This window comes from Mesorhizobium sp. Cs1299R1N1, from assembly GCF_037179655.1.
In the GTDB taxonomy this organism is placed as follows: Bacteria; Pseudomonadota; Alphaproteobacteria; order Rhizobiales; family Rhizobiaceae; genus Mesorhizobium; species Mesorhizobium salmacidum.
The window spans coordinates 1-690 of the sequence record NZ_JAPYKR010000102.1 but is presented as its reverse complement, the minus strand read 5'-3'; the positions used below and the strand labels follow the sequence as shown (position 1 = coordinate 690).

General features: G+C 61.6%; 1 pseudogene. It reads right to left on the bottom strand.

Annotation, left to right across the window (positions count from 1 at the left end):
- Nucleotides 1-690: pseudogene (locus O7A70_RS33895) on the bottom strand (IS1595 family transposase); the annotation flags it as partial.

Genomic DNA, 690 nt, shown 5'->3' with positions numbered 1-690 from the left:
AACCAAAGACAGCTACGGTTGATTTGATGATGATTCCTCCATCCAGGCTTCGGCGCATCTGACGCCCCGTGGCGGCGCGAAAGACCTCAGTAGTTGCAGCGCCGGGGGCACCCGCGACCAGATGGTTCTCGAGACTTCTCGACCATGCCGGGTTTTCCGAACGGCGCTCCCAGACACCACGCGCTGCGACCATCGGAAGCCAATCTCGTGGAAATACAGGTCGGCATGCTCCGGGCTGATATGATGAAAGACGCCGCGATGGTACGGCGGACACGGGAGTTGAAGCCCTCCACCGAATTGACGTGGACGGCGTCGCGAACATACTCCCCACTGGAATGCTTCACGGTCTCGTGCTTGGCAAAGCTCTCACCAATGGCCATGAATGCTTTCCACTCGTCGCTCATCAAATGAGCTCTCGATTCGATCTGCGCTTCAATGACGCGCTCGCTTGCTCGCGCTGAAACACCGGTCACGACCGCGGCACGCGCGTCACCGGCCGAAGCGCCGGGCGTGACGTCGGTCGGCCGCTGAACCATGGCCATGACAGGCGCCTTCTCCGTCTTCACCTGGCCTTTCCGGCCCCGGCCCGGAGGTGAGTCATCCGGGCGCTTTCGGGGGTTTCCACCGAGATGGAAATGGTCGATCTCAACCGTGCCGTCGAGCATGTTTTCCCGCGCCACCATCAGCCGC